The sequence below is a fragment of the Brevibacillus reuszeri genome, assembly GCF_002897295.1.
Classification (GTDB): Bacteria; Bacillota; Bacilli; order Brevibacillales; family Brevibacillaceae; genus Brevibacillus; species Brevibacillus reuszeri_A.
On the sequence record NZ_BEXF01000011.1, the window covers coordinates 45,249 to 68,588 of the forward strand.

The 23,340-nt window shown below is 48.0% G+C and carries 24 protein-coding genes; 8 read left to right on the top strand and 16 right to left on the bottom strand.

Going from position 1 to position 23,340, the window contains the following annotated elements:
• Positions 1-126: 126 nt before the first annotated feature.
• Together C3B52_RS18305 and C3B52_RS18310 are read left to right on the top strand one after the other, a co-directional pair.
• Positions 127-513, top strand: coding sequence for a winged helix-turn-helix transcriptional regulator (locus C3B52_RS18305; protein ID WP_103107844.1), 387 nt, complete (start codon positions 127-129; stop codon positions 511-513).
• A 274-nt stretch (positions 514-787) separates the two neighbouring features.
• Entirely contained in the window at positions 788-1,396 is a 609-nt protein-coding gene (locus tag C3B52_RS18310; RefSeq protein WP_103107845.1) for a YqaA family protein, read from the top strand.
• A gap of 40 nt (positions 1,397-1,436) precedes the next feature.
• Here the strand turns inward: C3B52_RS18310 and motB are convergent, their stop codons facing one another.
• From motB to C3B52_RS18335, 5 genes are all read right to left on the bottom strand, one after another.
• The gene (gene motB / locus C3B52_RS18315; RefSeq protein ID WP_103107846.1) at positions 1,437-2,258 is read right to left on the bottom strand and encodes a flagellar motor protein MotB; all 822 of its coding nucleotides are present in this window, start codon (positions 2,256-2,258) and stop codon (positions 1,437-1,439) included.
• Positions 2,251-3,054, bottom strand: a complete 804-nt coding sequence (gene motA / locus C3B52_RS18320) for a flagellar motor stator protein MotA (protein WP_103107847.1) — start codon at positions 3,052-3,054, stop codon at positions 2,251-2,253. The genes motB and motA overlap by 8 nt, the downstream gene beginning before the upstream one ends.
• Before the next feature lie 112 nt (positions 3,055-3,166).
• Positions 3,167-3,898, bottom strand: coding sequence for a ZIP family metal transporter (locus tag C3B52_RS18325; protein ID WP_103107848.1), 732 nt, complete (start codon positions 3,896-3,898; stop codon positions 3,167-3,169).
• Between the two features lie 121 nt (positions 3,899-4,019).
• Entirely contained in the window at positions 4,020-4,622 is a 603-nt protein-coding gene (locus C3B52_RS18330) for a flavin reductase family protein (protein WP_103107849.1), read from the bottom strand.
• A gap of 90 nt (positions 4,623-4,712) precedes the next feature.
• Positions 4,713-6,440 carry a methyl-accepting chemotaxis protein gene (locus C3B52_RS18335; RefSeq protein WP_103107850.1) on the bottom strand — a complete coding sequence of 576 codons (1,728 nt, stop codon included), beginning with the start codon at positions 6,438-6,440 and terminating at the stop codon, positions 4,713-4,715.
• A 206-nt stretch (positions 6,441-6,646) separates the two neighbouring features.
• Here C3B52_RS18335 and solA point away from each other — a divergent pair, with 206 nt between their 5' ends.
• On the top strand, positions 6,647-7,780 hold the full coding sequence (solA, locus tag C3B52_RS18340) for an N-methyl-L-tryptophan oxidase (protein WP_103107851.1): 1,134 nt from the start codon (positions 6,647-6,649) through the stop codon (positions 7,778-7,780).
• Between the two features lie 66 nt (positions 7,781-7,846).
• Here the strand turns inward: solA and C3B52_RS18345 are convergent, their stop codons facing one another.
• The 10 genes from C3B52_RS18345 to C3B52_RS18390 all read right to left on the bottom strand — a co-directional run bounded on the left by C3B52_RS18345 (position 7,847) and on the right by C3B52_RS18390 (position 16,815).
• Complete coding sequence (locus C3B52_RS18345) at positions 7,847-8,677, bottom strand: protein-glutamine gamma-glutamyltransferase (RefSeq protein WP_103107852.1); 831 nt, start codon at positions 8,675-8,677, stop codon at positions 7,847-7,849.
• Positions 8,678-8,847: 170 nt separating this feature from the next.
• Positions 8,848-9,759: a DMT family transporter gene (locus C3B52_RS18350; protein WP_123058863.1), complete on the bottom strand. Its 912-nt coding sequence runs from the start codon at positions 9,757-9,759 to the stop codon at positions 8,848-8,850.
• A gap of 50 nt (positions 9,760-9,809) precedes the next feature.
• On the bottom strand, positions 9,810-10,250 hold the full coding sequence (locus C3B52_RS18355; RefSeq protein ID WP_103107854.1) for a GNAT family acetyltransferase: 441 nt from the start codon (positions 10,248-10,250) through the stop codon (positions 9,810-9,812).
• A 126-nt stretch (positions 10,251-10,376) separates the two neighbouring features.
• Positions 10,377-11,078: an LrgB family protein gene (locus tag C3B52_RS18360; protein ID WP_103107855.1), complete on the bottom strand. Its 702-nt coding sequence runs from the start codon at positions 11,076-11,078 to the stop codon at positions 10,377-10,379.
• On the bottom strand, positions 11,056-11,451 hold the full coding sequence (locus C3B52_RS18365; RefSeq protein ID WP_103107992.1) for a CidA/LrgA family protein: 396 nt from the start codon (positions 11,449-11,451) through the stop codon (positions 11,056-11,058). The genes C3B52_RS18360 and C3B52_RS18365 overlap by 23 nt, the downstream gene beginning before the upstream one ends.
• Before the next feature lie 98 nt (positions 11,452-11,549).
• On the bottom strand, positions 11,550-12,434 hold the full coding sequence (locus C3B52_RS18370; protein ID WP_103107856.1) for a LysR family transcriptional regulator: 885 nt from the start codon (positions 12,432-12,434) through the stop codon (positions 11,550-11,552).
• Positions 12,435-12,458: 24 nt separating this feature from the next.
• Positions 12,459-13,637, bottom strand: coding sequence for an ROK family transcriptional regulator (locus C3B52_RS18375; protein WP_103107857.1), 1,179 nt, complete (start codon positions 13,635-13,637; stop codon positions 12,459-12,461).
• A gap of 171 nt (positions 13,638-13,808) precedes the next feature.
• Positions 13,809-14,726: a homoserine O-acetyltransferase MetA gene (gene metA / locus C3B52_RS18380; RefSeq protein WP_103107858.1), complete on the bottom strand. Its 918-nt coding sequence runs from the start codon at positions 14,724-14,726 to the stop codon at positions 13,809-13,811.
• A gap of 223 nt (positions 14,727-14,949) precedes the next feature.
• Entirely contained in the window at positions 14,950-15,249 is a 300-nt protein-coding gene (locus C3B52_RS18385) for a hypothetical protein (protein ID WP_103107859.1), read from the bottom strand.
• 117 nt (positions 15,250-15,366) lie between these two features.
• The gene (locus tag C3B52_RS18390) at positions 15,367-16,815 is read right to left on the bottom strand and encodes a nicotinate phosphoribosyltransferase (protein WP_103107860.1); all 1,449 of its coding nucleotides are present in this window, start codon (positions 16,813-16,815) and stop codon (positions 15,367-15,369) included.
• A gap of 143 nt (positions 16,816-16,958) precedes the next feature.
• Between C3B52_RS18390 and C3B52_RS18395 the strand changes: the two genes are divergently transcribed.
• Positions 16,959-17,606 (top strand): MOSC domain-containing protein, encoded by a 648-nt coding sequence (locus tag C3B52_RS18395; RefSeq protein ID WP_235615772.1) that lies wholly within the window; start codon positions 16,959-16,961, stop codon positions 17,604-17,606.
• 12 nt (positions 17,607-17,618) lie between these two features.
• Positions 17,619-18,305: a 23S rRNA pseudouridine(2604) synthase RluF gene (gene rluF / locus C3B52_RS18400; RefSeq protein ID WP_103107861.1), complete on the top strand. Its 687-nt coding sequence runs from the start codon at positions 17,619-17,621 to the stop codon at positions 18,303-18,305.
• 76 nt (positions 18,306-18,381) lie between these two features.
• Here rluF and C3B52_RS18405 read toward each other — a convergent pair whose 3' ends face one another.
• Complete coding sequence (locus C3B52_RS18405; RefSeq protein WP_103107862.1) at positions 18,382-19,017, bottom strand: GntR family transcriptional regulator; 636 nt, start codon at positions 19,015-19,017, stop codon at positions 18,382-18,384.
• 316 nt (positions 19,018-19,333) lie between these two features.
• Between C3B52_RS18405 and C3B52_RS18410 the strand changes: the two genes are divergently transcribed.
• The 3 genes from C3B52_RS18410 to thrC all read left to right on the top strand — a co-directional run bounded on the left by C3B52_RS18410 (position 19,334) and on the right by thrC (position 23,282).
• Complete coding sequence (locus C3B52_RS18410) at positions 19,334-20,800, top strand: MFS transporter (protein WP_201264910.1); 1,467 nt, start codon at positions 19,334-19,336, stop codon at positions 20,798-20,800.
• Between the two features lie 84 nt (positions 20,801-20,884).
• Positions 20,885-21,805: an ABC transporter substrate-binding protein gene (locus tag C3B52_RS18415; protein WP_103107863.1), complete on the top strand. Its 921-nt coding sequence runs from the start codon at positions 20,885-20,887 to the stop codon at positions 21,803-21,805.
• Positions 21,806-22,013: 208 nt separating this feature from the next.
• The gene (thrC, locus tag C3B52_RS18420) at positions 22,014-23,282 is read left to right on the top strand and encodes a threonine synthase (protein WP_103107995.1); all 1,269 of its coding nucleotides are present in this window, start codon (positions 22,014-22,016) and stop codon (positions 23,280-23,282) included.
• The last annotated feature ends 58 nt before the right edge of the window (positions 23,283-23,340 follow it).

Consider the following 23,340-nt stretch of genomic DNA (forward strand, 5'->3'; position numbering starts at 1 on the left):
AAAAGAATTCTCTCCACACGATTTATTATAGGAGGCAGCAGCGAGCAACATAAGAATGCACTTTTTTGTGCGGAGGTTACAAAAAAGGTACTATTAAAGTAACAGCTGAAATGCGAGGAGAAACGAATGTCAGATTTACGAAAAGAAACACAAGAAAAAATCAGGAACGGAGACTTTACTTGCTCCAAGGAATTGACGTTGTCTATCTTTAGTGGAAAATGGAAAGTCGTGATCCTCTGGCATTTGGGCGTAGAAGGTCCTCACCGATTCAGTGAGCTTCAGCGTCTCTTTCCCAAGATCACACATAAAATGCTGACCAGTCAGTTAAAAGAGCTGATGGAGGACGGGATTGTGCATCGGGAAGTCTTCCCTGAGGTGCCGCCACGAGTAGAATACTCTATGACCGAGCTGGGCATGAGCCTTTTGCCCATTATTGAGATGATGTACGAATGGGGCGAAAAGCGTATGGAGGAGTTAAAGCTGGAAATCGGAACTCCTCCGTCTCAGGTCTAATAAAAAATCCGCCGATGGATCGTTTTGGGAAAGCCATTCCTTTTTCATAATGGAAAAGTGGTCTTCCCAAAATGATGCGGATGTGAAAGATGTGTTAAAGAATAAGAAACATGTTTACATTGTTCTTTCAGATACTGGTACAATAATATTTACGAGATTACTTTTTTTGAACAAGCGGGTGCCAAACTGGGCATAAATGTGCCGCTCTCACCACGCCAGCCGATTTGGAGCAGTCGGGTGAGCTGGAATTGATAGATGGAAAAAGGAGAAATAGATGGTTCAGAACACTTTGGATTTTTTAATGGAGTATGGCATTTGGGGAGTCTTCATCCATTCATTTGCTGACGCGATCATCTTCCCCATTCCGGTTTTCTTTCTTCAGGTATCACTCAGTATGATTGACCCGTCACATGCCTTATGGATTGCTACCGCGGGATATATCGCCTGCCTGCTGGGTACTCCCGTTGGCTATTTCCTCGGAAAAGGGCTGGGCCACTCCGTACTGTACAAAATTCTCAAAAAAGAATGGATTGATTCGGCAACTGCGATGTTTCAAAAAAGAGGCGAGATGGCCGTTTTCATTGGTGCCTTTACGCCGATTCCTTTTAAAGTGTTCACCATCATGTCGGGTTGCTTGAAATTTCCTTTGTGGAAGCTGATTGGATATGCTGCGATCGGACGGGCGGTTAAATTTTACCTGGTCGGATTTCTGTTCTACTTTTACGGCCGCATGGCAGAAAATATGGTACACAATGCTTCTCTGTACGTCTTCCTGATCATGATTCCGATCTTGCTGATTGGATTATGGATTAAGAAACGCTGGAATAAAAGACAAGAGCTGCTTATGATGAACAAACAAACGAGTGATGACTCCTCCAAATAACAAAAAGAGGGATAGCAATTAGCTACCCCTCTTTTTATTATTATTGGGTCGAAACCTGCGCCATACTGTTTTTCGGAGGCGAAGCCAGGTCACGTAAAATCGCAACCTCTACCCGTCTGTTTTTGGCTCTTCCCTCTGTCGATGTATTAGGAGCTACTGGATGGTATTCTCCCATTCCTGTCGCACTAAACTTGGTTGGGTCCAAGTTACGATTTTCGAGCAGTACCTTCAGGAAATTGACTGAACGCTTGGCACTCAAATCCCAGTTGGAAGGAAACTCAGGTCGATGGATCGGAACATTATCCGTATGTCCGGTCACCGTTACCTTTTTTGGATGCGGTACGAGCATGGCTGCCATCTCTGCTGCCAGCTTTCTCGCTTCCGGCTTGAGAACCGCACTACCTGAGTCAAACAAAGCATTGTCCAAAATCGTGATGAGCAGTCCCTCTTCTGTCAGCTTCGTTTGCAGCTTGTCCTGCAGCTTGTTCTGCTGAATGTATCCTTCTAGCTGAGTCTGCAGTTTTTTGAGATCTTCCGTCTCTTTGCGGACTGCCTCTTCCAGCTTTTTCTCTTCCTCGGACTTCGCACGTTCCGCTTCTTGTCCACCTTTATGTATGGTTTGCTGCGCCAAGAGCGGGTCAAGTGGTACCGGGCTTGGTTGGTTGAGCACACCCACACCACCATTTAAGGCAACGTTAAAGGAGCGAACCATTTGATCGAACTTTTTCGCATCCATCTCACTGGACGCAAACAAAACGATAAACAAAGCGAGCAGGAGAGTGAGTAAGTCAGCGTAGGGAATCAGCCAGGACTCATCCATATGCTCTTCGTGTTGAGCATGTCTTTTTGGTCGCTTAGCCATTTACCGCCGCTCCTTCCTCCTTCTTCTCTTCCTTCAAATCAGCACGCTCTTGGAATGGAATGTAGACGACGAGCTTTTGCTCAATAGCTGCTGGGGATACCCCTGCTTGGATAGACAAGAGTCCCTCTACCATGATTTTCTTGATTTCAATTTCTTGCTTGGACTTGCGCTTCAGCTTGGTGGCAAATGGATGCCACAGTACATAACCCGTAAAAATACCGAGCAGGGTCGCTACGAACGCCGCCGCAATCGATATCCCGAGCGCATCAATGTCGCTCAGATTACCCAGAGCAGCGATCAAACCAACTACCGCACCCAATACCCCGAGTGTCGGTGCGTAGCTACCAGCTTGGCTAAAAATGAGTGCTCCTGCCTGATGACGCTCTTCAATCGCATGAATCTCTTCATTCAAAACATCGCGTACGAAATCTGGTTCCCCACCATCGATGATCATCTTCATCCCGTTTCTGAGGAATGGATCTTCGATTTCATCAGAGGTGTTTTCCAAAGCCAGCAAGCCTTCACGACGGGCAATCGACGCCCAGTTCATAAACTGACCAATCAGTTCCTTTTTGGCAGGGAGTTTCTCCTCTTTAAAAAGAACCTTGAAAAGGGCAGGAACCTTTTTGAGTTCAGACATAGGAAATGCGTTTAAAACTGCAGCAACAGTACCTACGATGATAATCATAAACGCTGCTGGATTCAGCAGTGCACTGGGACTGGCGTGCTTCAAAATCATCCCGACGACTACTGCAACAATACCTAGTACTATACCTATCAAGGTAGACTTTTCCATCGTGACACTCCCTACTTCCATAATCGAAATCTATCTATTTATGGTTTCGGTATTTTTGGCTTGTTTTGTGAGGGAAAGTTACATAAAAACGTGACTCTTTTCGAAAACAGGCTTAACCGAACCACTGAACCATTCCGATCATGACCAAAAGTCCTAGGATGAACGAAAAGGTAGCCGAGCGCGCATGACCGTCGCCATGACTTTCGGGAATCAGCTCCTTATAGACGATAAACAGCATGGCACCTGCTGCAAAGGACAAGCCGTACGGTACCAGCCCTTCTACGACACCCGTCAAATAGTAACCGAGGATGGCAGACACAATCTCTACCGAACCCGTCATAGTCGCCAGCAGAAATGCTTTTGGCTTGCTCACCTTTTGATTGATGAGAAAAAGGGCGACCAGAAATCCTTCCGGAGCGTTTTGCAGACCAATAGCAAAAGCGATCAAGCCTCCCAAGCCTGCCTGCTCGCTCGAATAGCTCACTCCTACAGACAGCCCCTCTGGTATATTATGCAAGGTGATGGCTGACAAAATCAGCAGGGCTTGCGAATCCATCGAAATGTTCACACGGGTATGCTCCAGATCGATATGCGGGATCATGCTCTCCAGAACGGTCAGCGCCAGCGTTCCGGTAATAACTCCCAGACAAACGATCAGAAAAGGCGCATTATTCATTGCCTGTGGGATCAAGCTAAAGGTTGCCGCTGCCACCATGATTCCTGCAGTAAAGGCGAGCAAAATGTCGCGCCATCTATGCGTAACCGTTTTGAAAAAAAGTATGGGCAGAGCACCCGCTCCTGTCGCCATCGCGGACAAAAAGCTCCCCATCAAAAGTTGTTCCATTTGGGTACCTCCACATCTAGATTACGCTTATACAAATGATACCACCAAGCCTAATCAGAAGGTAATGAAAATGGGCGTGAGCTGTCATCCGTTAAGAAAAAAACGCCAAGAACCTGGCGTTTTATGTTTCGGAGCGGTAGGTCTTGCCCAGCTCGCTGCCTAATCCGTAATAATGACGGAAATTATAGATTAAAGGATTCCATGCTCCCGGATTAATGTGATGCTCACCTTTTACCATCTGTTTATGTGCGTGAACTTTTGTCACTTCTGTCTCTACAATTGCAAACATCTCTGCATACTCAGGAATGCGGATATTGCGAACGATAGCCTCCAATTGAAGAGAGCATTCCCCGATTCGCTGCGGACGAACCGTCTCAGATGACACCCGAGTGAAATTCGCCGCCGTGAACTTGTCGGGTTCATAGCGAAAGCCCAGCTCTTCTTTATAGGCAGGCATGGGATCACGACCTGTTAAAGGAGCAAGTGCCTCTACCTGCTCCCAAAGGCTAGCGTCTGCCAAATTGATTACGCATTCGGGTCTATGCCGTAGATTCTCCAAGCCCTGTGATCCGAGTCCCAGGCCTAGAATGATGTAGCTGCCTAATGCCCACGACGAAGAAATGGGACTGATATTGGTCGTGCCGTCCTCGTTTTCTGTAGTCAACAGAACAACTGGTGTACCGTAATACAATATTTTCGGTGAAATGGTTACATGGCTCGTCATAAACGCAGCCTCCTTTAGCTAGAATGAAGCTCTCGTGTTCATTCTAGCCGAAGGTCGTTTCCACCCTGATCGAAGTATGGATGTCTTTTTCTATACCTTAAAGCGCCCGATCATATACTGCAGCTCTTCTGCCATCTGGGACAGCGCTGTAGCTGAAGAGGAGATCTCCTCCATCGCTGCAAGCTGTTCTTCTGTGGCTGCCGAAACATTTTGGGTTCCATCCGCAGTAACGGCCGACACCTCCGACACCTGTCTGATTGCATCTACTACCTGCTCAGAGTGAGCCGATACCTCCTGCGCCGCCGCTGAAACATCGTGAACCTGATCAGATACCATGCCGATCGACATCTGAATTTGACCAAATGTTTCTCCGGCGCGATGAACGACCAGAATCCCTTGCTGTACCTCACGCGTACCCGTTTCCATCGAGCTCACCGCTTGCTTGGTATCTGTTTGAATCGTATGAATCAATTGACTGATTTGCTCTGCGGAGCGGGAAGATTGCTCTGCCAGCTTTCTCACTTCGTCTGCGACGACAGCAAAGCCTCTGCCGTGCTCTCCTGCTCTAGCCGCTTCAATCGCTGCATTCAACGCCAAAAGATTCGTCTGATCAGCAATGCCCGTTATGACCTCGATAATTTGTCCGATTGCCTGCGAGTGATTCCCGAGTCCCTCCACCACACTGGACAATTCCCGGATGGAGTCATGTATAGCATTCATTTGCAGGACAGCTGCCTGGATCGATTGATTACCTTCGCCCGCCATAGAAGCCACCTGAATAGCCAAGGTCGAGGCCGCTTGAGATTTCGATGCGATGTGGGATATTCCATGAGAGATATCGTCAATCGATTTGGCTCCTCTCCCCACGCTATCCAGCTGTCGATCCGTTGCGGAAGCAACCTCTTGTACAGTTACTGCAATTTGTTCAGTCGCCTGACTCGTCTGCTCTGCACTTGCATTCAGCTCTTCAGCCGATGCAGCAACCTGCTCTGATGTCGTTCCTACCTGACGAATCAGTGTTTGCAAGCTGCTCGTCATCTCGTTGAAGGAATTCGCCAGATCATGAACCTCATCACGGCTTTTTACCACGAGCCGCTCCACACACAAATTCCCTTCGGATACTTCCTTCATATTGAAAACCAATCGCTGAATCGGACCACGGATGTTGACCGTCAGCCAAAAGGCAAGCAGCAGGCAAGCGACAATCGAGGTGATTCCAAGCGTGATGTTGTATACCTTGCCCGTTTCATACAAACTCGCGCTTTCCTCCCCTGCTCTTTTCGCTCCTTCGCTGTTGTATGTAATGATTGCATCGACATATTTCCAGCGCTCCGCAAACAGATCGGAGGATTCTTGCTGAAGCCGCTCTAGCTCTGCCAGCTCTTCTGGTGCCGCTTGGCGATTGATATCGAGCTTTTTAGCGAATGCCATAAACTCTGGATTAAAGCTTTTGTAGCTCTCCATTCCTTTCACGAGTCCTTCAAAGTTTTTCCGATCTTCCTCATCCACGATCGTTGCTTCGTATTCGGACAGTCTTTTATCAATATATGCAAAGCGCTCATCAATCTGGCTTGCAAATTTCTCTTTTTGTTCCGCGCCAGTCGAGTTGAGCATTCGTTGACTATATCCAAAGATACTTTCCAATGCCGTATTGATTTGTAGAATTTCTTCGAGTCCTGGACGCCAAACTGTCGTTAGCTCTTCTACCTTTTGGTTCATTTTATGCATTTTGTACATGCTGGTGGTTCCCATAACTACCATGAAAATCAAAATAAGAGCAAACGCACCACTCAGTTTTTTACCAATTGTCCATTTCATAGAAATCCCCCGTTTTCTACACATAGTAGACAGTGTACTCACCTATTCCCTCGCATTTTTGGAAATAAACATGTTTATATTTACCATGTTTTCTGATTTGCGAAAAAGCGATCCTCGATTTTTGAAAGTACCTGTAAGATAATAGTAGAAACTCATAGATGAACGTGTACGATCGATCACAGCGAGCAAATGGGGGAGGACTGGTCATGCAGCATTTTGACGTCATTATTGTTGGAGCAGGTTCGATGGGGATGGCAGCCGGCTATTATGTAGCCAAGCAAGGAATACGCACACTTTTAATTGACTCTCATGACCCTCCGCACACGATGGGAAGCCATCACGGCGACACCCGAATCATCCGGCATGCGTATGGAGAGGGCAAACAATATGTACCGCTCGCCTTGCGTTCACAGGAATTGTGGAGGCAGCTGGAGGAGGCTTCTGGAGACAAGCTTTTTGTGCAGACAGGTGTGTTGACAGCAGGACCACACAATCAACCATTTATACAAGAAGTAAAGGAGAGTGCTGAGCGCTACTCACTGCCTTTGGAGATACTCAGTCCCAAAGAAGTACATGAGCGCTGGAGCGGCATCCAATTACCAGACGATTTTTCTGCTTGTCTGGAACCGACCTCGGGTGTTCTTTATCCTGAAAAATGCATCACTGCTTATCGTCAGCTGGCAGTCGCCTCTGGCGCAACCTTGCTTACCGATACACGAGTAATTTCTCTGGAACCGGATGGCGATGGCGTCATCGTGCAGACCGCGAATGAACATTATCGTGCCGGGAAGGTACTGATCTCTGCCGGTGCATGGAATCCTGCCCTGCTCGCCTCTCTCGGCTTGTCTGTTCCCCTCGCACCTACGCGAAAAACAGTCGCCTGGTTCGGCGCAGATGAGGAATTGTACAGCTCTGATCGCTTCCCTGCCTTTATTTTCAATTTGGGAGATTCCTCGTACTACGGATTCCCAAGCTTTGACCAAACAGGCGTAAAAATCGGTCGACATGACGGCGGACAGGTGATTGATCCCGATCGTCTGGAGCGCACCTTTGGAACCTATTTATCTGATGAAGGAGATGTCCGCTCCTTTTTGGAAACGTATATGCCACAAGCAGCTGGCCCGCTTTGCGCTGGCAGAGTCTGCATTTACACGATGACACCTGACGAGCATTTCGTCGTTGACCGTCATCCTGACCATCCGCAAATCGTGATCGCAGCCGGCTTCTCGGGACATGGCTTTAAATTCGCTAGTGCAATCGGAGAGGCTACCAGTCAATGGCTAGTGGAAGGCTCCTCTACGCTTGATCTCTCGATGTTTTCCCTCTCTCGTTTTTACTGACCGTACGCAGACATGATGTAAGCCTCTCGCCAGATGGCCAGAGGCTTTTTAATTGATACCTAATCTTCACCATTCCCATGAACGGGAACCGATTTGTACGGTAATGGGTCCTCCAGAGTGCATGGATTGCGGTGAGATACCCACTCCCGGCCGACTGTTATTGTAAGGGAATAAATAGGCAAAGCCAGGACGTGTCGCCTGATGTACCAGATAGGCGGAGCGCATGGCCCCCATTCTTCTTTCTTCATTTAAAAAATTGATCAGCGAGTCAGCTGTGCGTATTCCCGCACCATGCCCATAGTACAGCCCCCTGCCGAGATCGACTACATTCTCCCCTTGCCACTGTGGCGTCTCAGGATTGTAATCCGGATTGGCAAAATAAAGAATGTCACCAGGCAAAAACGTATTGGTTCGATTTGTTTGCAAATCCAGATCCTGATCGTACCGCCAGTCATAGAGAAGAATATCTGCAAACATTCGTTCAAAATCAGGTAAGCGGATCGATTGAAGAACAGCATGGTATAAAATAATGACCATCGCAGTGGCACACTCGGTCGCGTATTTTCTGCCCTCTTGAAAAATATTGATGATCCCCTGTGAAGGCGGAACTCCTTGTCTTAATCGAAACCCTCCCAGCTCTGTCCGATTCCAATAGAGCTCGTTGCACCTGGAATTCTCAAACGTGGAAAAAGCCAATCCGCTACTATTCAAAGCAAGTGCAGACCGAACCAGATGGTCCCTCATCTTCAACTCAAATTGCAGCAGCTCTGGAGATGGATATTCAAAAACCTCCTGACTAGCTGCCATGATTCGCACAGTTTCACGCTGCACGGCGTTCAATCCCCACTCTGCCACCAGGGTAGAGGGGTTGACCTGTCTTCCAGCTATCAAAATCATCGGATGGGTAACCTCCTTTACGCACGCCATCCTTGTTATGTGTATGCATAAGCCCATGTCCATGTGAGAAGAAATCGGGACCTCTGTATGAAAGTGCGCTTCTGTTTTGACCAGCCCCCATAACGCAAAAAATCCCCCGCTCACCTAAAGAGCGGAGGACGATTCTTTATTTACCCTTCGACCTGATTCATCACGGGGCTTTTCTTTACTGAAACAGATTTGAGACGGGAAAACAAATAGCAGCCTACAATGACAATCACACTGCCCAGTAGCTGGATTAAGGTCATGCGCTCGCCAAGCAAGAGAAAGGCGAGAATGGCTGTGAAGACTGGATTGAAATTCAAAAACATTCCTGCTGAGGTAGCCCCTACCTTTTGCACACCGATATTCCACAATACCATACTGACAACAGTCGCCAGTACACCTACATAAAACAAGGCCAGCCAAAACGACCAGTTTGTATGACTAATTGTGAACGTAGTCACATTAAACGGCAGCATGACCGCCACACCGAATATGCCTGAGTACAAGGTCGACATTAATGGCGATACCGTCTTCATCGCCCAGCGCCCACAGACAGAGTAAATTCCCCACATCGCTACAGCCGCGAGCATCCATAAATCTCCTGAATTAAAATGCAGCTGCGATAAGTGTCCGAAATCACCTTTACTGAGAACTACCAGCACGCCTGCAAAGGAAATGAGCATGGCGAGTATTTGCAGCGGGCGAATTTTTTCTCCGATGAGCAAAAAGGAGAAGATCGCAATCGAAACTGGGTTGAGCGTGGACAACAGCCCTACATTCGTCGCGTCTGTTCGCTCAAGCGCCCAAAACATGAACAGATTGAACAAGGCGACACCCGTTACCCCCATCAAAATCAAGGGGATGAGCGCCTGACGAGTGGGCAGCAGCTTCTTTTCGTAAAACCAGACCATCGGCACCAAACAGGCAATCGCGATGAGCCAGCGCAGATTCGTTAGAGTCAAGGATGACGCATGCCCCACAAGAAATTTACCGACAACAAAGTTTCCTCCCCAGAGGAAGCTCGTACACAACAATAGAACCATATAGAGCGGTTTCATGATGCCTCCTGCCAAGATGAAAGATGATAGTCATGCTAGTCTGTCCTCTATCATACACCTTTCTTTGCAGCTTTGGCGGGCTCAATCCACTTTTCCATGAAAATAAGCTCGTCTGCTGTAAAGCCCAAACGTCCGTAGAATGCTTGTACACCGCCATTGGACGGCTCGATCAGCAGGTTGATTTTTTCGCAGCCGAGTACAGCGAGTCTATTCTCCAGCTCTTGCATCAAACGACTTCCCAGGTCTTGTCCCTGATAGCCTGGGTCGACTGCCAAATGGTTTACCCAGCCACGGCGACCATCGTAGCTGCCCATGACAGCGCCGACTATATTACCTGCTTCAGTAGTAGCGACTAAAAACAACTCGGGGTCACGCTCCAGCTTTTGACGGAGTCCCTCGACGGTATCGGATCGTGATAATTGCAAGCCTGCTCGTAGCCACAGGTCGATGACTTCAGCGTATTGGTGCAAAGAGAATGGGTGAATTTGCATGACGTCTCACTCCAGATTTAATGTATTTTTATTAATTGTATTGTATATTTATTCGTTTGTTTGTAAAGAAAAAAGAGACTTTCTAGAAATTCTAGAAGCCCCTCCTTTCTCAAGCCTGGCCGCTTGTTATACAGCAGCGAGCCACGTTGTTATGACTGGCATTAAGGTAAACGCCCAAATCACAGTAATGATGGCACCCGCGATGACGGCGAGTGTTGAGCTGCTGCCTTCCAGCTCGCCTCTTTCAAAGGACTTGACCATCCCCAAGGCATGAGCGCCCATGCCATACATCAAGCCGATGGAAACAGGCTGGCGCAGCTTGAGCCGTTTGATAATGGTTGGAGCCAAAAAGACACCCGCAAAGCTGGTGAGCATCCCGAATACAGCTGTCATGGTCGGCATTCCACCAATCGCCTCGGACACGCTGACGGCGACAGGGAGTGTGATCGAGCGCGGAATTACGCTGATCGCTGCCGCTTTTCCCAATCCGAGAAGCATGGTTGTGGAGACGCCAGCGACGATTGCAATTAACGAGCCTGTAGCTAGGCTATAAATTATCATGCGTCGGTGAGCCATCAAAACGGACCAATTCCGGTACAATGGCACCGCAAATGCTACAGTAACGACCCCCATCATTTCGCTAATCGCGGAGGTTCCCTCGCTGTAAGCCTGATACGGAATATCTGTAAGAAGCAGCAGCAGAATCAATCCCGCTGGTGCCACAATCGCCGGGGAAAATAGCATTCCTGGCTTCTTTTTGTTCAGCTTTTTTGCCGCATAGAAAAAGACAATCGTCAGGAGAAAGCTACACGTTTTCAACAGGATCACTCTGCTTCACCTCGCCACGCTTGGAATTGAACACCCGCTCAGCAACAGCGCCTGTCGAAACCATCACAAGCGCAGAACCGCTTACGACGACGATGAGAACCAGCAAGCCTTTGATCCCAAATAACCACGGGTACTGCATGATGCCTACAAGCGATGGTACAAAAAATAAGATTATCTGGGAAAACAGAAGCGTTGCTCCAGCCTCTACCCACTGTAAGCGGACCCAGCCCATGTGCAAGCATAAAAACAGCAAAAGAAGTCCAAGCAAGCTGCCGGGGATCGGAAGGTGCAAAGCATAGGCTACGCCTTTTCCCAGCCAAGTAAACCCTAGCAGAAGTCCAATCTGCAAAAGAACAGACAGCCATTTTTTCATCGAGACCACTCCGGTTCCTTCTAGTTGATACCTTCATTCTAATCGGTCTCGTTTCCATTCGTAAAATACATAATCATCATAAAGTCTATTCCATTTGGTTATGAAGATAACTGTTTATCGATAAAGGCGATAAAGGCGCGAACGGCATGTGAAAGATAACCTTCTTTGCGATAGATCAAGGCGTACTGCCAGTCGATGACAGGAGACGAAATGTTGACGGTATGCAGATTACTGTTGTTCAGTCGGCGAACAATCGAGCGTGGGACAAGAGATATCCCCTGCTGTGTTGCGACCATCTCTCCTACAAAATCCCATAGAGAGCTCATATACGCGACACGTGGCTCAAACCCGGAGCGCATGCAAGCCTGCTTGACGACATCATGAATGGCGTATTCCTCTGTGAACAAAATGAATGCTTCGTCCTTTAGTGCCTCCAGTCTTACCTCTTCTTGGTCTGCCAGCCAATGCTCCTGATAGACGATAGCAACCAAGTCCTCTGCGACAAGTGGAACAGCAGTAAATTTCGTCGTATCCACGGGAAGAACTGTCAGTCCTACATCAATCTTGCCCTGCTCCACCTGAAGCTCCAGAGGCCTCGCACTGTATTCCTTCATTTCAATATCAATACCCGGATACTGCTTTTTGAACAAAGCAATGGCATTTGGCAGCAAGAAGGAGCCAACCGTGGGCATCATCCCCATTTTGACGCGTCCACGCTGCACATTCCTCATTTCCGCGATTGACGAAGACATGCTGTCCATCAGCTGCAGCACCTTTGTTGCATGCTCAAATACGAGCTCGCCTGCATCCGTCAGATCCATTTTCCGTTCTGTCCGATCCAACAGGGTCACACCCAGCTCTTCTTCCAGTGCCTTAAGCATTTTGCTAATGGAAGGCTGAGAAACATGCAGAGTATGCGCGGCCTTCGTAAAGCTTTTTTGCCTTGCCACTTCTACAAAATAGTGCAGTTGCCGGATGTCCATTTTGATTTCCCCCGTTGCTTATTCTTACGTCCAGCTCCCTGCCAATGGAGCAAAATGCTGCATGGCCAATGCACCCGCTCCCATCACAATCGCGTCTCCCCTCAGCTCGGAAGGAATGACCTTAAATTTGCCTTTGAACGGCTCCCAGATGACTTGCTCGCTATGCTGATCGACCAAATCAACAATCTCCCGGAAATTTTCCACCAAATCGCCACTCAAGATGACCGTATCCGGATTGTACATGCAGACGATATTGTTAATCGTAATGCCGATGTAAAGCGCTGTACGGGAGACGATCTCTTTTGCCCAGCGTTCATCGTTTCTGGCTGCTGCGAACACTTGTCGTACATCCGAGATATCCGTCACTCGGCGCGCCTCCAAAATGAGCGAGTTTTCGTCTATGTATGTTTGCAGACAACCACGCTTGCCACATTCGCATAGATTTCCGTTTGGATCGAGTGTAGTATGTCCCAGCTCGCCCGCACTGTTGGAGCCGCCCCTAAAAACTTCTCCGTTAATGATGAGCGCTGAACCGATTCCTGTTCCGATTCCGATCAGAGCTGTCTTGTTTGAGCCTTTGGCTGAGCCGTACAAATACTCCGAGAGAATTTTCACTTTCAAATCGTTATCGATCACGGTTTTGATCCGCAGCTCCCGTTCGATCAGGTCAGCAAACGCAACACCCTTCCAGCCGAATGTGGTAGAAAGCTGGACGACTCCGTTCTCATAGTCAATGACGCCTGGGACACCAATGCCGACACCAATCACTTTTTCGTACGGAATTCCTTGTCTTTCAATCAGCCCGCGAATCTCCCGACAGATCAGGTCTGCTGTTTCTTCTGGATTCGCCTTTTGCGCCTGATAGTCGATCCTGTGGTACACAATGATGCTTTCGCTAAAATCCATAATGCCAAAACTGATCCGCTTTTTCTCAATATCCACACCAATGGTATAGATCGCACCTGGCTCAATATCGAGCATGATCGCTTTTCTGCCTACCCCGGAAGAGGTAAGCTCCGTCTCGCGAATGACCCCTTCCTCGCAAAGCTCACTGACAAACCTACCAATAGAAGTCGCACTCATTCCTGTAATTTTCGTAATTTCAGCGCGCGAGATAGGCCGCTGCTTTTTAATAATGTCGAGAATCATCAGCTTGTTGTGCTGCTTGATTACATCCTGATCCTGCTTCACAATTTTTTTCATGCAAATAACCCCTCTTACATTTATCTTTCTACGTACACTCACTATCTATTTTATCCTCACACTACCTGCCAGCTCTCTTTTCGTCAACGGTAACGATGCCAGCTTGGATGCTTCCAAAGCTTTTTCAAAGAAAAAACCACCCGATCAGCTCGGATGGTTGCCAATTTGATGTTATTTTTTGTGGTTCAAATCGTACGGTGTCTCCTGGTAAACGTAATAGTTCAGCCAGTTGGAAAACATCAGATTGGCATGGGCACGCCATGTGACGATCGGCTGACGGGTCGGATCGTCCTTTGGATAGTAATTCCTCGGAACGGCAATATCCAAGCCCTTGTTCACGTCCCGTTGATATTCATCCTGCAATGTCGTCGGGTCGTATTCCGAATGTCCGGTTACAAAAATTTGACGACCGTCCCGAGTCGCTACAAGGTAAACTCCTGCCTCCTCGGACTCTGACAAAATCTCCAGCTCCGGCACCTTTTCGATGTCCTCCCGGCGATTTTCCGTATGGCGAGAATGCGGGATACAGAAGTAGTTGTCAAAACCGCGCAGCAGCTTGACGTTTTGCTTGTTCAAGGTGTGTGGGAAGATTCCGAACATCTTTTCTGGCAGCGGATGCTTAGGAACGCCATAATGATGATAGAGTGCAGCTTGTGCCCCCCAACAGATGTGCAGCGTCGAGGTCACATTCTCCATTTTCCAATCGAGTATTTCCTGCAGCTCAGGCCAGTAATTGACCTCTGTGAAATCGAGCTGCTCCACAGGTGCCCCTGTGATAATCATGCCGTCGAACCGTTGATCCTTGATCTCATCAAACGTCTTGTAAAACATGGATAAGTGCTCTTCTGACGTATTCTTGGACGTGTGGCTGGACATATGCAACAGCACGATTTCCACCTGCAGAGGCGTATTCCCCAGGAGGCGAAGCAGCTGTGTTTCCGTCGTTTCTTTTACAGGCATGAGGTTGAGTATGACGATGCGCAACGGTCGGATATCTTGTGTGAAGGCTCTGCTGTCCTTCATGACGAAGATGTTCTCCTGGGCTAATATTTCCGTTGCTGGCAGCTCGTCTGGCAGTTTAATTGGCATGTGAATCCCCCTTTCCATCCTTGTGCAAGACAGGTAGAAAAACAATAATCCGACAAATTCGACAAAAATTCTTACCTTCCTGCTAGGGATTTAATTTGAATGATAAAATTATAGTGAAACCGTTTCAATATTCTGCCTCTTATTTTTCCATCCATTATACTCGTATTCTGTGAAAAACAGCAGGTCTTTCTCTTGATTGGAAATCTTTTTATGAAGTTCTCGATCATGAAGCAGCATTCAAATTATTTTCCAGGACAAAAAACGTATTATAAACTCCCAATACTTTTATTGATCGTTTTGGACTTTCAGAAGTATTGGTTTCTGCTATCATGAGAAAGGGTAGCATTGTAATTCCTTCTGAATAGTAATCGATACATCCACTTGAATCGCAATTTCTTTTGATCTTATATTGGGCTTCCAGCCATTTGTGATATTCTTCATCGCTGGGAACCGTTTCCACCATGAGAACCCACAGAACTGTAATTGCTATTACGATATACTCCCATACCTTCATCTTTCGCATGTTATCACTCCCTCCAACCACTCACACCCAGATTACCACCTTTAACATTATTTGTAAGTGAAAAAAATAACAAAGACCCGATGCATCTCGCAGACACACCGGGTCAAACCTCGAGCCTTACTTCTTCATATACGCTTTCATCAATTGCGTTTTTGTCTCCCACAGCTCTTCACTGATATACAGTCGATAGTGCTCTGGATTGAGCATACGCAAATATTCCGGCCAGAACAGCTTCAGTTGTTCCTTGTGGTAGTCGCGGATTTGCTCCAGCGTAGGGAGCTCATATACTTGCTCCCCATCCACAAAGACTGGAATCAACAACGATTCAGCCTTGTAGTTTTCCAGCTGCTTATTCAAATACGGATGGCTAGGATTAACCAAATGCACTGGTGCTCCTTCTACCACCTGCTGTTCTTCTGGGTAGCAGAGGTAATCTGCAATCGCTTTGCCCGTTTTCGGGTCAATCAGCCTGTACATATCCTTGATTCCGGGTGTCGTCACTTTTTCCGGGTTGGCCGAAATCTTGATGGTTGGCTTGAACGTGCCATCTTCGTCTTCACGCGCTACCAGCTTGTAAACACCACCGAGCGTTGGCTGGTCAGCTGCCGTAATCAGCTGTGTACCGACGCCCCAGCTATCGACACGTGCCCCCTGTACCTTGAGGTTCATGATGGTGTGTTCGTCCAGATCATTGGACGCCACGATTTTCACTTCTTGCATACCAGCCAGATCCAGCATCTCACGAGTTTTGCTGGACAAATACGCCAGGTCTCCGCTATCTAGTCGCACCGCAGATAGCTTGATTCCGTGCTCCTCAAGTCGTTTGCCTACTGAGATCGCATGCGGAACACCGCTTTTCAGCGTATCGTACGTGTCTACCAACAGGGTTACTTGACCTGGCAGCGCTTCGGCAAAGCGTTCGAACGCTTCTTCCTCACTCTCAAAGCTCTGTACCCACGAGTGCGCATGTGTGCCCTTGGTCGGAATTCCAAACATTTTTCCGGCCAGCATGTTGGACGTCGCATCAAATCCAGCCAAATAAGCTGCACGAGTTCCCCACAAGGCCGCATCTGCTTCCTGTGCACGTCTTGTTCCAAACTCCATCAATATATCATTGCCCGCCACATTTTTAATGCGCGAGGCTTTGGTTGCGATCAGTGTCTGATAGTTCATGTAGTTCAACAGTGCTGTCTCTACCAGCTGTGCTTCTATGACACGCCCTTCTACGCGAATCAGCGGTTCGTTCGGGAATACCAAAGTACCTTCTTTTACCGAATAGAGCGAGCCTGTAAACCGCAGCGCGCGCAGCTCCTCCAAGAAGGCTGGATCATAGTTCTCTTCCTGCTGCCGCAAATATTCCAGATCGCTCTCTTCAAAACGAAGGTTTTTTATATAAGCGATGATGCGTTCCAAGCCTGCTGAAACAGCGTACCCATTACCAAACGGGAGCTTGCGGAAATACGCTTCAAAAACGACCTTCCGATTATGTGTCCCGTTTACCCAGTGGGCGTACATCATATTGATTTGATATTTATCCGTGTGCAAAACCACACCCGATGATTGCATGTCACATAAGCCTCCTGTGTCTTCCCTTTCCATCATCATACCAGAACCATTCGTTTCTGTCCCATCAGCGGTGTAGGAATATAAGGGATATGCTATAGTATGTAGTAAATTGGAATGAAGCGCACATCGTGGGAGTGGATAAAATGCTGGATAGAAAAATTGCTTACATAAGTAAGGGCTTACCGAAAAGCAGCCTCTATAACGGACAGGAATTCGTCTCCGGAATTTGGAAAGAACAAGCAGATACACTCGTTGTTCGCTCCATAAAAATTGATGAGGATGACGTCGCAAACCCAGCATACCATGGTGGCCCTGATCGCGTCGTTTGTGCATATCCTTATGAACACTATGCCCATTGGGAAAAGCAATTTGGACAGCAATTAACTAGGGCGGCTTTTGGAGAAAATCTGACCGTCGTAAATATGAGAGAAGATCAGGTATGCATCGGGGATGTTTATCAAATCGGAGGAGCAATTCTCCAAGTGAGCCAGGGACGTTATCCCTGTGCGACCATTAACAAACGAAATAACAACAATCTACTGCTCAAGGCTGTTGTCGAAATGGGCTATACCGGCTATTTTTTCCGCGTTTTGCAGGAAGGAACTATTTCGAGCGATTCTACCATTACGCAGCTATCAGCGCACCCCTCGCAAGTGACGGTCGCCCAGATCCATCACCTGTATTTCCATGACAAATCACCTGATCCAAAAACGCTCGAACGGATGCTTGAGATAGAAGAGCTTGCTTTGCCATGGCGCAAAAAGCTACTAGAAAAACAGCAGAAATTATGAAAGGAACCATCCATGCGAATCAATAAATTTATTAGTGAAACCGGCATTTGTTCACGCAGAGAAGCAGACAAGCTCATTGACGCAGGGCGTGTCACGATTAACGGAATGAAGGCGGAGCTGGGCAGCACGGTTCAAAACGGCGATGACGTGCGAATCGACGGAAATCCGCTCGGGGCGAAAAAAAAGGATGTTTATATCGTCTTGAACAAGCCGGTAGGCATTACTTGTACAACCGAATTGCATGTCAAAGGAAACATTATCGACTTTGTGAACCACCCGGAGCGTATTTTTCCCATTGGACGGCTGGACAAGGATTCCCAAGGGCTCATTCTGCTTACTAATAACGGGGATATCGTGAACAAAATTTTGCGCGCGGAGCACAACCACGAAAAAGAGTACATCGTCACCGTAGACAAGCCGATCACTGCAAACTTTTTACACGGCATGGCAAACGGCGTGAGAATTCTCGGGACAGTCACCAAGCATTGCAAAGTGACCAAAGTCAGCGACCGTGTCTTTACGATCATTTTGACACAGGGGCTCAATCGCCAAATTAGACGCATGTGTCAGGCGTTTGGCTATCAAGTGCGACAGCTTCAACGTGTGCGGATTATGAACATTACCTTGGGGAATCTGAAGATCGGGCAATGGCGCAATCTTACCAGCAAAGAGCTGAGCGATCTGGAAAAAAACTTTTAGCTCCCCAAACCCGTATGGAACATAAAAGGTACTCCACGGCCATTAGTAGCTGGAGTACCTTTTTCATGATCATAGATCAAACACAGCTGAGCTCAATCTTTTTGCTGTTTTCCAAATGGGTTTCCATCGCCCAAGTAGCAGCCTTCACATCATTGGCTTGGATTGCCTCTACAATACTCCGATGCTCCTGCAACGACTGGCGCAAAAGATCGGGATTTTTCTTATAAACGAGACTGCCGTGATGGAACAGTCTTTCTCTGATGTTTTTAAATGCGGGATCAATAAACTGATTGTCCGCAAGCCCAATGAGGTACGAATGAAATGCGGCATCATTTTTCATGAACGCCATCGGGTCTTGTTCATCAAGTGCTTTTTGCTGCTTGACCAGCTCCTGTTCCAGCTTCTCCAGCTGCCCCGAAGTAATGCTCGATACAGCCTTTCGCAATGAAAACGTCTCGATCGCAATGCGCATGTCAAACAAATCATTCACTTGCTTGACCGACAAATCTTGAAAGAAAACGCCCTGATTCGAATAAATTTTGACCAAGCCATCGTACTGAAGTCGCTGCAATGCCTCTCTGATTGGAGTACGACTCATTTGCAGCTCTTTGACCAGCTCGTTCTCGGACGTGCTTCCTTCTTCATAATACCCCTGAAGGATGCGCTCTTTTATTTTTTCATATGCGATATCTTTCAAAAACTGCTTACTCACAAAGCATCACCTCAATTGTATACAACTCGTATTTTAATCCCAACATCCGCAAATATCAACACAAATTAAATTATTCAAAAAATTAAGAATAGTTCTTGACACATGAAAAGCCGACATACTAACATATCACTTGTATACAACTTGTGTTCAGGAGGTGATTTGTTATGCTCCACCATCTTCATGTCTACATCTGCTTCCTAAACTATTCGAATTGTGAAAGCGCTATCGCCACAGTACCTCCGTAGCGATAGACATACCCCGTCACTCGCTGCATGTCTCCTTGCCGAAATCACTCAAAAAAGGGGGATATACACAAATGCACGTAACTGAGGAAAGTATGTCGGGGGACAAAAGTACAGGTCTAAATCGCAAACTCGCTGACTCACTAGACCGAATTGGGGTCACCCGTGCCCACCATTTGATCATCAGTCTGATTCTATTGGGCGCCTTTTTCGATGTTCTTGAGCAGCACACCGTTTCACTTGCGGGTCCATCACTGAAGCAGCTTTGGAATTTGACCACTGCCGAGATGGCTATGCTGAACAGCGTCACCTTTGCCGCGATGGCTCTCGGCAGACTGCTCGCAGGGGTTATCGCCGACAAGTATGGCCGCAAGTTTGCCATCAGCTTTAATCTCGCATTGTTTACCTTTGGCGCAATCATTTGTGCTGTTGCGCCCAGCTATTTTATTCTTGCCATTGGGCGCATCATCGTTGGCTTCGGCCTGGGTGGTGAGCTGTCGAGCGCCATTACGATGCTCGCTGAGGTCAGTCCAACGAAATTTCGCGGCTCCGCGGTTGCTTTGTTGAACGTCGGAGCGGGCGGATTTGGGAATTTATTGGCTCCTGGTTTTGGTGTCCTTGTTTTCGCTCTGTTTGGAACTGATCCTAATGTCGGTTGGCGCTGGCTGTTTGGTCTACTCGTGCTGCCCGCTATTTTGATTGTATTTTTCCGTCGCTACCTCCCGGAGTCGCCGCGTTATCTGCTCGCTCAAGGAAAAGTGGACGAAGCCAATCGGGTACTCTCGATTCTTGCCTCTGGTAAGCTAGCATCGAAAAATCTGACTGTAACGCCTTACCTCTCCGCTGATGATCGCGTAGAGCTCAAGCGAAAAAAGGTACCGTTTGGCGACATTTTCCGTGGCAAGCTGCTCCGTCCCACGCTCACAGTCGGTATTGCTGAGTGGATGACCGTTGGTGCACAAATCTCGATCCTCGTGCTTATGCCAACGATTTTAGTAGAGCAAGGCTTTTCCATCGTCAAAAGCTTGATGTTTACCATGGTGATGAACGTAGGCAGCTTGCTCGGTGCACTTGCAGCATCCTGGTTTGGTTATCACGTTCGTCGGCGCAAGGTTCTCATTGTAGGGTCCATGCTAGCATGTGGTGCTGGGCTTGCCTTTGGCCTACTGTCCAAGAGCATCTTCCTCATCCTGTTACTTGGTGCCACATTCCAGTTTTTCGTCTTGCTGCTGAATACAACGATTTGGATTTATGCGCCTGAGCTTTATCCAACTCGGATTCGCGCTTTTGGCACGGCATTTATCACGGCGATCGGTACCGCTGCTGGTGCAGTCATGCCTTTGGTTGCCGGGTTCATGTTTGATCAATCGGGTATTGTAGGAGTCTTCTCCCTCGTTGCGGGGATGTACGCTCTGTTCGCCATCTCGATCTTGTTTGCGCCCGAGACACATGGACGCTCACTTGAAGAGCTGCATGAGGATGAAAGGGATCAGGCAGCAGAGTCTTCAGGCTCAGGCTCGGGCTCGGTAACTGCCTCGTAGATTTTGCACAGTCGATATAGCTGCTCCCCTCCATCGCTTGGTCAAGAAGAGGTCACCATACCAAAGGAAAAGGAGTCGTTTTACATGGACAAATTTCATATTTCCTCGACAGGACATGCGGTCAATTACTTTCCAGAGTACCTGGCCAGAGAACTCGGATACTACGCGGATGTGAAGCTGGAGGTGACAGCCGACGTTCCGCAGATGTGGACACGCGTACTCAATGACTTGAATACAGGTACAGCTCAGGCTGCTCTTGGCGGCATTTGGGTACCATCGATGTATCGCTCTCGTGTGCGGGATTACTACGCATTCGCGCAAATATCCGCTCGTTGTCCCCTGGCTCTGATTACACGAGATCCAATAGAGTCGGAGTCGTTTGAATGGAGATGCTTGGAGGATAAAATTATTTTGGTACCCGGTGGCAATGGGGCAAGCCCGTTTCTGTTTTTCGATGGCCTGCTCAAGCGAGCCGGATTTGACGTAAGCCGGGTAAAGTTTGTACACGATCTCTCATCGCCCATGCTGTCGGAGCTTTTTGCTGGAGGCATGGGGGATGCACTCGTAGCCGATCCGATTACAGCTGCGCTTCTGGTCCGCAAAGGTGTCGGCTATCACGCCGCGAGCTTGGCTGAGATTGGCGGTGCCATCCCTTGGAGCGTTTACTACACGCTGCCAGAGGTGATTGAACGAGATGACAATCTGGTTGGCCGATTCACGTCCGCGATTCAACGTGCCACCACATGGCTTCGTGAACACAAAGCAGAAGACGCGCGTGAGGTTGTACGTAAATACTGGCCGAATACCGACACGGATCTGGTCATCACGATTATTGATTTCTTCCGGGCTAACGGAATGTGGGCAGAGACAGTCCAGGTAGAGCCACAACCACTCAACGGTTGGCAGGAGATCATCGCGGATGCCGGCTTGGTTGATAGACCGCTTCGGTATGATGAGGTAATCGATACGAGGCCCTACGATTTTGCGGCAACCGTACTTCGCTAATAACGAACCCCCACTCTTGGTGAATGGAAGAGAGGGGGTTTTGTACATGTGTTTTGTGAATATTTCGCATTTATAGCAAAGTATGATTTACATCCCCCACTTCTCCTATTACTATAAAGGGCATAGTCGACTGCCAGACGGCAGACAAATATAGAGAAAAGAGGTGGAGAGATTCTCCCATGCTCTTTTTCGGGTGGATCTCATGGCAATGAAATTGGTTTGTGTAGACTGCAACAAAGAAGTATCGGCTGACCTGTTTGACTATCAATGTACGTGTGGGGGTTTGTTTGACATCGTTCACGACACCTCTCACGTTGATGCAGAGTTTTTAAAGCGCATCTTTCATGATCGTCTTTCGGAGCGCATGACCCCTTATGCCAGCGGTGTTTGGCGCTACAAGGAGCTCATTTTTCCTGAGCTTGCAGACGAGTACATCACTACTAAATACGAAGGAAATACCGGGCTCTATGCTTCCGAACAAATCCAAGCGTATACCGGCAGCAATCACAAGGTCTTGCTGAAAGCGCAAAGTGAGAACCCGAGCGGCTCGTTTAAAGACAACGGGATGACCGTAGCGGTATCACACGGTCGCTCTCTCGGCTATAAGCGCTTCACCTGCACATCTACCGGGAATACTTCCTCGTCTCTTGCCATGTACGCGTCTTTGGCACACCATGAATCGTATGTATTTGTACCGAATAAAAATATTTCGTTAAATAAAGTGCTGCAAACCCTCGCCTACGGGGCAAACGTCATCAGCTTTGACGGCACCTACGACGACGGTATCCGTTTCTATGAGCAGCACAGTAAGGAGCTTGGTCTGTATATTTGCAATTCGATCAATCCATTCCGCATCGAAGGGCAAAAGAGTATCGTCTTTGAAATTGCTCAATACCTAAACTGGACTTTGCCTGACTGGGTCGTGATTCCTGGCGGTGCCCTGAGCAATGTGACTGCTTTGGGAAAAGGCTTGCAGGATTTGAAAAATCTCGGCTTCATCGACAAGCTGCCTCGCGTTGCGCTCGTACAAGCTGAAGGTGCCAGTCCGTTTCACCGAATGGTGGCAGGGGGACATGCTGAGCTCGTTCCAGAACCTAACCCGTATACCCGCGCCTCCGCTCTGAATATCGGAAATCCGCCAAGCTGGAAAAAAGCGCTTCGTACCTTGGAGGAAACGAACGGCGTCACTTGCTCCGTGACTGATCAGGAGATTTTGGATGCCAAGGCATGGGTAGACAAAAGCGGCATTGGCTGCGAGCCTGCCTCTGCTGCTACTGTCGCAGGACTGCGCAAGCTGATCTCGCAGCAAGTGATCGATAAGGACGAGACAGCCGTGTGCATTCTAACCGGAAATATGCTGAAGGATACGGATGCGCTACACGAGTATCATTTGGGCGAATCCACGACAGCTGGGTACGCAAATAAAATTGTTCCTGCCAAGCTTACGTTTGAAGAGATCGACGCGATGCTTTCATAGTTATCGTCTTCGTGAAAAAGAAAAAAGACCAGGCTTTCCTGGTCTTTTTTTGTCACTC

Coding starts and splice junctions, on each gene's coding strand:
- C3B52_RS18335 (WP_103107850.1), bottom strand. CDS start 6,440: ATGAAATGGACAATTGGTAAAAAACTGAGTGGTGCGTTTGCTCTTATT.
- C3B52_RS18390 (WP_103107860.1), bottom strand. CDS start 16,815: ATGCAATCATCGGGTGTGGTTTTGCACACGGATAAATATCAAATCAAT.
- metA (WP_103107858.1), bottom strand. CDS start 14,726: ATGCCAATTAAACTGCCAGACGAGCTGCCAGCAACGGAAATATTAGCC.
- C3B52_RS18355 (WP_103107854.1), bottom strand. CDS start 10,250: ATGCAAATTCACCCATTCTCTTTGCACCAATACGCTGAAGTCATCGAC.
- C3B52_RS18395 (WP_235615772.1), top strand. CDS start 16,959: ATGCTGGATAGAAAAATTGCTTACATAAGTAAGGGCTTACCGAAAAGC.
- C3B52_RS18350 (WP_123058863.1), bottom strand. CDS start 9,759: ATGAAACCGCTCTATATGGTTCTATTGTTGTGTACGAGCTTCCTCTGG.
- thrC (WP_103107995.1), top strand. CDS start 22,014: ATGAAATTGGTTTGTGTAGACTGCAACAAAGAAGTATCGGCTGACCTG.
- C3B52_RS18325 (WP_103107848.1), bottom strand. CDS start 3,898: ATGGAACAACTTTTGATGGGGAGCTTTTTGTCCGCGATGGCGACAGGA.
- C3B52_RS18330 (WP_103107849.1), bottom strand. CDS start 4,622: ATGACGAGCCATGTAACCATTTCACCGAAAATATTGTATTACGGTACA.
- C3B52_RS18305 (WP_103107844.1), top strand. CDS start 127: ATGTCAGATTTACGAAAAGAAACACAAGAAAAAATCAGGAACGGAGAC.
- solA (WP_103107851.1), top strand. CDS start 6,647: ATGCAGCATTTTGACGTCATTATTGTTGGAGCAGGTTCGATGGGGATG.
- C3B52_RS18385 (WP_103107859.1), bottom strand. CDS start 15,249: ATGCGAAAGATGAAGGTATGGGAGTATATCGTAATAGCAATTACAGTT.
- C3B52_RS18410 (WP_201264910.1), top strand. CDS start 19,334: ATGCACGTAACTGAGGAAAGTATGTCGGGGGACAAAAGTACAGGTCTA.
- C3B52_RS18365 (WP_103107992.1), bottom strand. CDS start 11,451: ATGAAAAAATGGCTGTCTGTTCTTTTGCAGATTGGACTTCTGCTAGGG.
- rluF (WP_103107861.1), top strand. CDS start 17,619: ATGCGAATCAATAAATTTATTAGTGAAACCGGCATTTGTTCACGCAGA.
- C3B52_RS18345 (WP_103107852.1), bottom strand. CDS start 8,677: ATGATTTTGATAGCTGGAAGACAGGTCAACCCCTCTACCCTGGTGGCA.
- C3B52_RS18310 (WP_103107845.1), top strand. CDS start 788: ATGGTTCAGAACACTTTGGATTTTTTAATGGAGTATGGCATTTGGGGA.
- motA (WP_103107847.1), bottom strand. CDS start 3,054: ATGGAAAAGTCTACCTTGATAGGTATAGTACTAGGTATTGTTGCAGTA.
- C3B52_RS18370 (WP_103107856.1), bottom strand. CDS start 12,434: ATGGACATCCGGCAACTGCACTATTTTGTAGAAGTGGCAAGGCAAAAA.
- motB (WP_103107846.1), bottom strand. CDS start 2,258: ATGGCTAAGCGACCAAAAAGACATGCTCAACACGAAGAGCATATGGAT.
- C3B52_RS18415 (WP_103107863.1), top strand. CDS start 20,885: ATGGACAAATTTCATATTTCCTCGACAGGACATGCGGTCAATTACTTT.
- C3B52_RS18375 (WP_103107857.1), bottom strand. CDS start 13,637: ATGAAAAAAATTGTGAAGCAGGATCAGGATGTAATCAAGCAGCACAAC.